The sequence below is a fragment of the Mycobacterium sp. E2989 genome, assembly GCF_001667595.1.
Lineage (GTDB): Bacteria > Actinomycetota > Actinomycetes > Mycobacteriales > Mycobacteriaceae > Mycobacterium.
In genome coordinates this window covers 108003-118717 of the sequence record NZ_LZJX01000017.1, presented here as the reverse complement: position 1 = coordinate 118717, position 10715 = coordinate 108003, and the positions used below count along the sequence as shown (strand labels likewise).

Genomic DNA, 10715 nt, shown 5'->3' with positions numbered 1-10715 from the left:
CCGCTCGGGGCCGGGGTGGCGCATCCGGAGCGACGGACGGTGTTGCTGATCGGCGGCGGCGGGCGGCGACACCACCGGCGGCGACGCGATTTTTCGCCGGGACAGGATGGTGGCCAACGCTTCCAGCGCGGCTCCCATTTCCAGCGGCGCGAAAACCTCGCCCGCCACACTGCTTTGGTACTGCCCGACGTCGATCGTCCGCGCCGGGTCGATCCGCTGGCTGAAGAAGCCGCTGACCATGTCGGTGAACACGACCCCGGCGGTCACCAGAACCGGCGCCTCCTCGATCGCGGCGCGCACCGCCGGGGCGCTTGCCGATCCGGCGTAGATCCCCAGGTAGTTCGGCGAACTCTCGTCGAGCAGGCTCTTGCCCCACATCAGCGTGGCGTAGGGCACCACGTCGGCGGCCAGCAGGGCTTCGAGTTCCTTGACCACCTGTAACCGATGGACCAGCAGGTCGGCCAGCACGGTCAGTTGGTGATCGGCGATGAGATCGGAGGCGGCCTCGACGAACAGCGACAGCGCGCGGGGGCTGGTGCCACCGGTGTAGCGGGGTAGCGGCGCACCGGGGGGCTCGGTGGGGAAACGGGCCACGTCTGTGGACAGCAGGATGTAGCCCGGCCGCTTCTGCTCGCGCACCTCGGACAACACCCGGTCGATCTCGCGGCGGGCGGTCGCGGGCATGAGGTTGGCTTGGGCACAGGTGATCTCGCGGCTGACGCGCAGGAAGTGCTCGAAGTCCCCGTCGCCCAGCGAGTGGTGCAGCGCGCGCCTGGTGCCCTGGGCGTCCTTGGAGGGCCCGCCGACGATGTGCACGACGGGCACCTGCTCGGCGTAGCTGCCGGCGATGGCGTTGGCAGCCGACAGTTCACCCACCCCGAAAGTCGTTACCACTGCCGACATTCCGCGCAGGCGACCGTACCCGTCCGCGGCGTAGCCGGCGTTGAGCTCGTTGGCGTTGCCCACCCAGCGGATCGCGGGATGGGCGACGATGTGATCTAGGAATTCCAGGTTGTAGTCCCCGGGTACGCCGAAGATCTCGGTGACGCCGAGTTCGGCGAGGCGGTCCAGCAGATAGTCGCCGACGGTGTAGAGGGGCTGGTTGACGGCGTCAGTCACAAGCACGACGGTACCTGCCGAATTCATTCCGAGCGGGACGCCGTTTCAGTATCGTGCGGGCCATGGCACTCAAAGAATCCCGCGACATCGTCATCGAAGCCAGTCCGAAGGAGATTCTGGACGTCATCGCCGATTTCGAGGCGATGCCCGAATGGTCCGAGCCCCACCAAAGCGCGGAGATCTTGTCGACCGGCGACGACTTGCGGCCAAGCCAAGTGAAGATGAAGGTGCGGGTCGCCGGCATCACCGACGAACAGGTGGTGGCCTACACCTGGACCGACGACGCGGTGAGCTGGAAGCTGGTGAGCTCCTCCCAGCAGAAGGCGCAGGACGGGAAGTACACCCTGATCCCGCAGGGGGACGCCACGCTGGTCAAGTTCGAACTGCTCGCCGACCCGAACGTGCCCTTGCCGGGCTTCGTCCTGAAGCAGGCGGTGAAGGGGACGATCGATTCGGCGACCAAGGCGCTGCGCGAGCGGGTGCTGCAGGTGAAGAAGGGCAAGTAGCCGCGGTGGGCGGCGGCGGGCCCCTGGCCGGGGTGAGGGTGATCGAGCTCGGCGGAATCGGACCGGGACCGCACGCGGGCATGATGCTGGCCGACCTGGGGGCCGACGTGGTGCGGGTGCGCCGGCCCGGCGGGTTGACGATGCCGGCCGAGGATCGCGATCTGCTGCACCGCGGGAAGCGGGTCGTCGACCTGGACGTCAAGACCCAACCGGGGGTCCTGCTCGAGTTGGTCGCCAAGGCCGATGTACTGCTGGATTGCTTCCGGCCCGGCACCTGCGAGCGACTCGGCATCGGTCCGGACGAATGCGCGGCGGTCAATCCGCGGTTGATCTACGCGCGGATCACCGGCTGGGGGCAGGAGGGACCGCTGGCCCGCACGGCGGGCCACGACATCAACTACCTGTCGCAAACCGGCGCCCTGTCCGCCCTGGGCTACGCGGACCGGCCGCCGATGCCGCCGCTGAACCTGGTCGCCGACTTCGGCGGCGGTTCGATGTTGGTGCTGCTCGGCATCGCGGCCGCGTTGTACGAGCGGGAACGTTCGGGCAAGGGGCAGGTCATCGACGCGGCGATGGTGGACGGCGTCAGCCTGCTGGCCCAGATGATGTGGACCATGAAGTCGACCGGGTCGCTGCGCGACCGGCGCGAGTCATTCCTGCTCGACGGTGGCGCCCCGTTCTATCGCTGCTATGAGACCGCCGACGGCGGGTACATGGCGGTCGGCGCCATCGAGCCGCAGTTCTTCGCGGCGTTGCTGAGCGGGCTCGGGCTCTCGCCCGAGGAGGTGCCCGGCCAGCTCGACATCGGCTCCTACCCGCGGATGTACGACGTCTTCGCGAAACGCTTCGCCAGCCGCACCCGCGACGAGTGGGCGGCCACCTTCGCCGGCACCGACGCCTGCGTCACCCCGGTGCTGACGTGGAGCGAAGCGGCCACCGACGAGCACTTGCGGGCACGGTCCACGGTGATCACCGCCCACGGCGTGGACCAGGCCGCGCCCGGACCCCGCTTCTCGCGCACCCCGGCGGCTCCGGTCGGGCGGCCGCCGGCGGCCACCACGCCCATTTCCGAAATCGATTGGTAGCCAACGTCTTAGACGGTATCGACCCCGCCGGCGCTCCGATGTTGCTAGGTTGAGCTCAGTGGCCGTAAAAGCATCACGCGAATTCGTCGTCGACGCGCCGCCAGAAGTGGTCATGGAGGCGCTGACAGATGTCGGCGTCCTGTCGACGTGGTCACCGTTGCACAAGAACATCGAAGTGATCGACCGTTATCCCGACGGTCGGCCCCACCACGTCAAGACCACGATCAAGATTCTGGGCCTCGTCGACAGGGAGATCCTGGAGTATCACTGGGGCCCCGATTGGGTTGTCTACGATGCGAAAGGGACCTCCCAGCAGCACGGCCAGCATGTCGAGTACAACCTCAAACCCGAGGGCCTCGACAAGACCCGGGTGCGCTTCGATGTCACGGTCGAACCGGGCCGGCCCATGCCCGCCTTCATCGTCCGGCGCGCCAGCGAGAGCGTCCTCGACTCGGCGGTAAAGGGATTGTGCGAATTGGTAAAGCGCGGCAACGACGCGGAGTCGGAATAGCCTTCGGGAGGGCCTGAGCGGTTGCTAACTTATTAGCAGTGGCCGTCCAAGCATCGTCGGAAATCGTGATCGACGCGCCTCCGGAAGTGATCCTGGAGGCGCTGGCCGACATGGACGCCGTCCCGTCATGGTCGTCGGTGCACAAGCGGGTCGAGGTCGTCGATAAATATCCCGACGGTCGCCCGCACCATGTGAAGGTCACCATCGCCGTCACGGGCATTCACGACACGGAACTGCTCGAATACCACTGGGGCCCGGACTGGATGGTGTGGGACGCCGCCCGGACGGCTCAGCAACGCGGCCAGCACGGGGAGTACAACCTGAGCCGGGTGAGCGACGACAAGACCCGGGTCCGATTCACCATCACGGTCGAACCGTGGGCGCCCCTGCCCGAGTTCTGGGTCAACCGGGCCCGCAAGAAGATCCTGCATGCCGCGCTGGAGGGCCTGCGCAAGCGCGTGCTCGAGGGCTTCGGGCCGGCGAGCTAGGCGGACGTCACCGCAGGACGGCCAGCCGCCGGATCGCCTCGTCGAGGGTGTCCATTCGTTTGCAGAAGGTGAAGCGCACCAAGTGATTCCACACTTGGGCCTGTACCGAGGCGTGCGCGGCGGCCGGGTCGCAGAAGGGTGAAAGCGGGATGGCGGCCACGCCCGCCTTCTCGGGCAGGGCCGCGCAGAAGGCGGTGCTGTCGTCGTAGCCCAGGGGGCGCGGGTCGGCGCACAGGAAGTAGGTGCCGGCGCTGTCGTGCACCTCGAAGCCGATGTCGGACAGCCCGGCGGCCAGCCGGTCGCGTCGCGCCGCCAACGAGTTGCGCAGCTCGGCCACCCACGCGTCCTCGGTGTCGAGCGCCAGGGCCACCGCGGGCTGGAACGGTGCGCCGCCGACGTAGCTCAGATACTGCTTCGCCGCGCGCACCCCGGCGATGAGTTCCGCTGGGCCGCAAGCCCATCCGATCTTCCAGCCGGTGCAGTTGAACATCTTGGCCGCGCTGGAGATGGTGACCGTGCGCTCGGCCATCCCCGCGAATCCGGCCAGTGGCAGATGCCGGTGGGCGTCGAACACCAGGTGCTCGTAGACCTCGTCGGTGATCACCAACAGGTCGGCGGCGACCGCGACCTCGGCGATGGCCCGCAGCTCCGCCTCGCTGAGCACGGTGCCGGTCGGGTTGTGCGGCGAGTTGACGATCAAAGCGCGGGTGCGCGGCGTCACCGCGGCGCGCAGGGCGTCGGCGTCCAGGGCGAAGCCGCGGCCGTGCGGGACCAGCGGCACGGCCACCCGGTGCGCGCCGGCCATCGCCAGCACCGGCGAGTAGGAGTCGTAGAACGGCTCGACGAGCAGGACCTCCGAGCCGGGTTCGATCAGGCCGAGCACGGCGGACGCGATCGCCTCGGTGGCCCCGACCGTCACCAGCACCTCGGTGTCCGGGTCGTACTCGATGCCGAAGTGCCGCCGCCGCTGGGCGGCGATGGCGTGCCGCAGCGACGCCACCCCGATCCCGGGCGGGTACTGGTTGTTGCCCTCGGCGATGGCGTCCTGGGCGGCCTTCAACATGGCCGCGGGCCCGTCCTCGTCGGGAAAACCTTGACCGAGGTTGACCGCACCGACGCGCGCGGCCAGCGCCGACATCTCGGCGAACACCGTGGTGGCGTACGGACGCAGGCGCGAGACCGTCATGGGGGTCGAGCTTAGGGGGCCGTCATGCTCGAGCGTCACGCCAGTGTGGCGTGCGTGCGTCGCGGCCACGCTGGCGTGACGCTCGTGACCGGGGACGCCCGCGCTCGAGCTGCGCCGATCGGCCCAACCAACAGGTTGGCCGGGCACTTTGTTAGGGTGCGGTATCTGGACCTACCTTTAATACGGATCCGAACCCCCATTTGCGAAGAGGAACTCGACATGTCCGAAGAAGCCTTCATCTACGAGGCGATCCGCACGCCCCGCGGCAAGCAGAAGAACGGCTCGTTGAACGAGGTCAAGCCGCTGAACCTGGTCGTCGGCCTGATCGAGGAGCTGCGCAGGCGCCACCCCGATCTGGACGAGAGCCTGATCAGTGACGTCATCCTGGGCTGCGTCTCACCCGTGGGTGACCAGGGCGGCGACATCGCCCGCACCGCGGTGATCGCGGCCGGCATGCCCGACACCGTCGGCGGCGTGCAGCTCAACCGCTTCTGCGCCTCCGGGCTGGAGGCCGTCAACACCGCCGCGCAGAAGGTCCGCTCCGGCTGGGACGACCTGGTGCTCGCCGGCGGTGTGGAGTCGATGAGCCGCGTCCCGATGGGCTCCGACGGCGGCGCCATGATGGCCGACCCGGCCACCTCCTACGACGCCTACATCGTCCCGCAGGGCATCGGCGCCGACCTGATCGCCACGATCGAGGGCTTCTCCCGCGACGACGTGGACGCCTACGCGCTGCGCTCGCAGCAGTTGGCGGCCGAGGCATGGTCGGGCGGCTACTTCGCCAAGTCGGTGGTTCCGGTCCGCGACCAGAACGGTTTGCTCATCCTCGACCACGACGAGCACATGCGGCCCGAGACCACCATGGAGGGCCTGGCCAAGCTGAAGCCCGCGTTCGAGGGCCTGGCCGCCATGGCGGGCTTCGACGACGTGGCGCTGCAGAAGTACCACTGGGTCGAAAAGATCAACCACGTCCACACCGGCGGCAACAGCTCGGGAATCGTGGACGGCTCGGCCTTGGTGCTGATCGGCTCGGAAAAGATGGCGAAGGCCGGCAGTTTGACCCCCCGCGCCCGCATCGTCGCCACCGCCACCACGGGCGCCGACCCGACGATCATGCTGACCGGCCCGACGCCGGCCACGCAGAAGGTGCTCGACCGCGCCGGGCTGACCGTCGACGACATCGACCTGTTCGAGCTGAACGAGGCGTTCGCGTCGGTCGTTCTGAAGTTCCAGAAGGACCTGAACATCCCTGACGAGAAGCTCAACGTCAACGGTGGCGCCATCGCGATGGGCCACCCGCTGGGCGCCACCGGCGCCATGATCCTGGGCACCATGGTCGACGAGCTCGAGCGCCGCGGCGCCCGGCGCGCGCTGATCACGCTGTGCATCGGCGGCGGCATGGGTGTCGCCACCATCATCGAGAGGGTTTAAGACCATGGCAGAGAACACCATCCAGTGGGACAAGGACGCCGACGGCATCGTCACGCTGACGTTGGACGACCCGACCGGGTCGGCCAACGTGATGAACGAGCATTACAAGGAATCGATGCACAAGGCCGTCGAACGCCTTGTCGCCGAAAAGGATTCGATCACCGGTGTGGTGATCACCAGCGCCAAGAAGACGTTCTTCGCCGGCGGTGACCTCAAGAGCATGATCACCGCCGGACCCGAGAACGCCGGTGAGGTCTTCGCCGAGGTCGAGGACATCAAGCGCGACCTTCGCACCCTGGAGACCCTGGGCAAGCCGGTGGTGGCCGCCATCAACGGCGCGGCGCTCGGCGGCGGTCTGGAGATCGCGCTCGCCTGCCACCACCGCATCGTCGCCGACGTCAAGGGCGTCCAGCTGGGTCTGCCCGAGGTCACGTTGGGCCTGCTGCCCGGCGGCGGTGGCGTCACCCGGGTGACACGGATGCTCGGCATCCAGAACGGCTTCCTCAACGTGCTGAGCCAGGGCACCCGGTTCAAGCCGGCCGCGGCCAAGGACAACGGCCTCGTCGACGAGATCGTCGGCAGCGTCGACGAATTGGTGCCGGCGGCAAAGGCGTGGATCAAGGCCAACCCCGAGTCGCACACCCAGCCGTGGGACGTCAAGGGCTACAAGATTCCCGGCGGCACGCCGTCGTCACCGGCGCTGGCGGCCATCCTGCCGTCGTTCCCGTCGCTGCTGCGCAAGCAGCTCAAGGGCGCGCCGATGCCGGCGCCGCGGGCCATCCTGGCCGCGGCCGTCGAGGGCACGCAGGTGGACTTCGACACCGCCACCCGCATCGAGAGCCGCTACTTCACCGAGCTGGTCACCGGCCAGGTCGCCAAGAACATGATCCAGGCGTTCTTCTTCGACCTGCAGCACATCAACGGTGGCGGTTCGCGGCCGGACGGCATCGCGCCGGTCAAGATCAACAAGATCGGCGTGCTCGGCGCGGGCATGATGGGCGCCGGCATCGCCTACGTGTCGGCCAAGGCCGGCTACGACGTGGTGCTCAAGGACGTCAGCCTCGAGGCCGCGCAGAAGGGCAAGGGCTACTCGGAAAAGCTTGAGGCCAAAGCGCTTCAGCGCGGCAAGACCACCGAGGAGAAGAGTAAGGCGCTGCTGGACCGCATCACGCCGTCGGCCGACCCCGCAGACTTCAAGGGCGTCGACTTCGTGATCGAGGCGGTGTTCGAGAACCAGGAACTCAAGCACAAGGTGTTCCAGGAGATCGAGGACATCGTCGAACCCAACGCGCTGCTCGGGTCCAACACCTCCACGCTGCCGATCACCGGCCTGGCGACCGGCGTCAAGCGGCAGGAGGACTTCATCGGGATCCACTTCTTCTCGCCGGTCGACAAGATGCCGCTGGTCGAAATCATCAAGGGCGAGAAGACTTCCGACGAGGCGCTGGCCCGCGTGTTCGACTACACGCTGGCCATCGGCAAGACCCCGATCGTGGTCAACGACAGCCGCGGTTTCTTCACCAGCCGCGTCATCGGCACCTTCGTCAACGAGGCGCTCGCGATGCTCGGCGAGGGTGTCGAGCCGGCCAGCATCGAGCACGCCGGCTCGCAGGCCGGCTACCCGGCGCCGCCGCTGCAGCTGTCCGACGAGCTCAACTTGGAGCTGATGCACAAGATCGCCACCGCCACCCGCAAGGGCGTGGAGGACGCCGGTGGCACCTACGAGCCGCACCCGGCAGAAGCCGTGGTGGAGAAGATGATCGAGCTCGGCCGCCCCTCGCGGTTGAAGGGCGCCGGCTTCTACGAGTACGTCGACGGCAAGCGCACCGGCCTCTGGCCGGGCCTGCGCGAGACGTTCAAGTCGGGCAGCGCTGAGATTCCGTTGCAGGACATGATTGATCGCATGCTGTTCGCCGAGGCGCTGGAAACCCAGAAGTGCCTCGATGAGGGCGTGCTGACGTCGACCGCCGACGCCAACATCGGCTCGATCATGGGCATCGGCTTCCCGCCGTACACCGGTGGTAGCGCGCAGTTCATCGTCGGTTACCAGGGGCCGGGCGGCATCGGCAAGGAGGCCTTCGTGGCCCGCGCCCGCGAGCTGGCCGCCAAGTACGGCGACCGCTTCCTGCCGCCGGACTCGCTGACGTAGTTCTGCCGAGCAGACGCAGAATCGCGTAACGCGGGGCCTCCGCGTGCGATTCTGCGTCTGCTCGCGGTCGGAGCGGTCGGAGCGGTCGGAGGGGTCACCCCTTGAGGGCCGCGGCGATCCGGCGCCATTCCTCGCGCGGAAAGGCCTTCGGATCCGCCCGCAGCACTTGCACGCAAACGTGGTCGGCGCCGGCCGCGCGGTGGTCGGCGACCCTGCGCATGATCGCGTCCTCGTCCCCCCACGCGATGATGGCGTCGAAGAGCCGGTCGCTGACCTGCGCCACCTCGTCTTCGGAGAAGCCGCTGCGCAGCAGGTTGTTGGCGTAGTTGGGCAGCGCCAAATACGAACGCAGCCAATCCGTTCCGAGGCGGTGCGCCTCGTCGGCGCTGTCGGTGAGGATCACCGTCTGCTCGGGCAGCAGCAGCGGGCCCTCGCCCAGCGTCGAACGCGCGGAGGCGGTGTGCTCCGGGGTGACCAGGTAGGGGTGCGCCCCGGCGGCGCGGGTGGCGGACAGGGTCAGCATCTTTGGCCCGAGCGCGGCGAGGACCCGTCGCCCGGTGGGGACGGGCCGCGGCGCGGCGTCCAGCCCGTCCAGGAACGATGCCGTCGCCGCCAGCGGCTTGCGGTAGCGCCCGGGCTGGCCGGCGTCGATCAGCGGTGCGTGGCTGACCCCGATCCCGAGCAGGAAGCGGTCCCCATGCTCGTCGGTGAGCGCCGCGTACGAATCGGCGACGTCGCCGGGCGAATGCATCCACAGGTTGAGGATCCCGGTGGCGATCACGGTCCGCTTGGTCGCGGCGAGCAGATTGCCGACCGCGTCGAACACCGGTCCGCCGACGTCGGGGATCCACAGCGCTGGGAAGCCCAACTCGTCCAATTCCGCTGCGGCCTCGGCGGATTCGGACGGGTCGCCGTAACGCAGTTGGCTGCTCCAGATTCCGACACCGGTCAGTTCCATGGGGCGTCCTTCCTCTCGTCGTCTTCGCCGTAATCGGGTACCGGCATCGAATCGTGCATCCGGACGCCGCTGGTGTTCAGCTTCGCCAGCGACCGGGACAGGGTCCCGGGCAGCCGCGACACCAGCTGGGCGCCGCGGGTCAAGGCCCACACCCCCAGTCGCGAGCCGGGAATGATGCCCTTGGCGGCGCCGCGCGCGAAGGCCCGGCTGCGGTGCACCGGTTCGCGCATCTGCAGTTCGTAGGCGGCGAACGCGCGCAGGTGATCGCCGTCCGCCCGGGCCAGTTCCCCGGCCAGCACGTAGGCGCCGAGCACCGCGAGGCTGGTGCTGCCGCCGACCGCGGGCCCGGGGCAGTACCCCGCGTCGCCGACGAGGGTGACCCGCCGCCGCGACCACCTGTCCAGCCGCAGCTGGCTGATCGCGTCGAAGTAGAACGCGGGCGTGCGGTCGATTTCGCCCAGCCAGCCGTCCACCTGCTCGTGCATGCGCGCGAACTCGTCGCGCACGAATTCCTTCTGCCGCAACGCATCCCGATGGTCGTAGTCGAGTTCCCGCTCGCTGCGGAACAGGAAGACCACCCGCGCGTCGGCCAAGTGCTCAGCGGTGTAGATGCCGGCGAGGCGGCCCGCGCCGACGTGGCAGGTCATCTCGCCGGCGCTGGCCAGTGCCTTCGGTGCCGACGCCACCGCCAGGTAACCGCCGAGGAACCGGGTGAGGCCGGCTTCGTCGCCGAACGTCAGCTGCCGGACGTTGGAGTGCAGGCCGTCGGCGCCGACGATGACGTCGAATCGGCGGGCGGGGGCCCGCTCGAACGTCACGTCGCCGTCATGGTCGATCGCGGTGATCGAGTCGCCGAACAGGTACTCGACGTCGTCGCGGCCGGCGGTGTAATAAATCTCGCTGAGGTCGTCGCGCATGATCTCCACGTGCCGGTCCGACGTGGCGGCATAGATCTTCGTGAGGTCGATCTCGAAGGGCCGCGACCGGCCTTCGCGGTGCATGGTCATCCGGTTCGTTCCGGTGGCGAGCGCCTCGATCTGGGGCAGGACGCCCATGCTCGCCGAGATCTCCATCGCGGGGCGGAACAGGTCGACGGCGTGGCCGCCGCTCTTGCGCAGGGCGGGCGCCCGCTCGACGACGGTGACGTCGAAGCCGCGGCGGGCCAGCCAGTAGGCCAGCACGGGGCCGGCGATGCTGGCGCCCGAGACGAGGACCCGCACGACGACCTCCCGCTTGCCTGACGATGGACAAGCCTAGCGGCGGACCCCGCCGAACGATCGGG

General features: G+C 68.6%; 10 protein-coding genes. 6 read left to right on the top strand and 4 right to left on the bottom strand.

Going from position 1 to position 10715, the window contains the following annotated elements; translation table 11 throughout:
- Window positions 1–1146, bottom strand: a 1146-nt coding sequence (locus tag A5680_RS04055; RefSeq protein ID WP_197499725.1) for an alpha-keto acid decarboxylase family protein, incomplete at its 3' end; no start/stop codon positions are given.
- Window positions 1147–1181: 35 nt separating this feature from the next.
- On the opposite strand from A5680_RS04055, the gene A5680_RS04050 reads away from it, so the two are divergent.
- The 4 genes from A5680_RS04050 to A5680_RS04035 are packed head-to-tail and all read left to right on the top strand — an operon-like array spanning window position 1182 to window position 3709.
- Window positions 1182–1625, top strand: a complete 444-nt coding sequence (locus tag A5680_RS04050) for an SRPBCC family protein (protein ID WP_067816418.1) — start codon at window positions 1182–1184, stop codon at window positions 1623–1625.
- Between the two features lie 5 nt (window positions 1626–1630).
- On the top strand, window positions 1631–2710 hold the full coding sequence (locus tag A5680_RS04045; RefSeq protein WP_067816415.1) for a CaiB/BaiF CoA-transferase family protein: 1080 nt from the start codon (window positions 1631–1633) through the stop codon (window positions 2708–2710).
- Between the two features lie 58 nt (window positions 2711–2768).
- Entirely contained in the window at window positions 2769–3221 is a 453-nt protein-coding gene (locus A5680_RS04040; protein ID WP_082459729.1) for an SRPBCC family protein, read from the top strand.
- Window positions 3222–3259: 38 nt separating this feature from the next.
- On the top strand, window positions 3260–3709 hold the full coding sequence (locus A5680_RS04035) for an SRPBCC family protein (RefSeq protein ID WP_082459728.1): 450 nt from the start codon (window positions 3260–3262) through the stop codon (window positions 3707–3709).
- 7 nt (window positions 3710–3716) lie between these two features.
- Here A5680_RS04035 and A5680_RS04030 read toward each other — a convergent pair whose 3' ends face one another.
- Window positions 3717–4895: a pyridoxal phosphate-dependent aminotransferase gene (locus A5680_RS04030; protein WP_067816412.1), complete on the bottom strand. Its 1179-nt coding sequence runs from the start codon at window positions 4893–4895 to the stop codon at window positions 3717–3719.
- Window positions 4896–5114: 219 nt separating this feature from the next.
- Here A5680_RS04030 and A5680_RS04025 point away from each other — a divergent pair, with 219 nt between their 5' ends.
- Window positions 5115–6326 carry an acetyl-CoA C-acetyltransferase gene (locus tag A5680_RS04025; protein WP_055400269.1) on the top strand — a complete coding sequence of 404 codons (1212 nt, stop codon included), beginning with the start codon at window positions 5115–5117 and terminating at the stop codon, window positions 6324–6326.
- A gap of 4 nt (window positions 6327–6330) precedes the next feature.
- Window positions 6331–8475 (top strand): 3-hydroxyacyl-CoA dehydrogenase NAD-binding domain-containing protein, encoded by a 2145-nt coding sequence (locus tag A5680_RS04020; protein ID WP_055400267.1) that lies wholly within the window; start codon window positions 6331–6333, stop codon window positions 8473–8475.
- A gap of 94 nt (window positions 8476–8569) precedes the next feature.
- On the opposite strand, the gene A5680_RS04015 is transcribed toward A5680_RS04020, so the two are convergent.
- Window positions 8570–9433: an LLM class F420-dependent oxidoreductase gene (locus A5680_RS04015; RefSeq protein ID WP_067816409.1), complete on the bottom strand. Its 864-nt coding sequence runs from the start codon at window positions 9431–9433 to the stop codon at window positions 8570–8572.
- Window positions 9424–10653, bottom strand: a complete 1230-nt coding sequence (locus A5680_RS04010; protein ID WP_067816406.1) for an FAD-dependent monooxygenase — start codon at window positions 10651–10653, stop codon at window positions 9424–9426. Before A5680_RS04010 ends, A5680_RS04015 begins: the two co-directional genes overlap by 10 nt.
- Window positions 10654–10715: the final 62 nt, after the last annotated feature.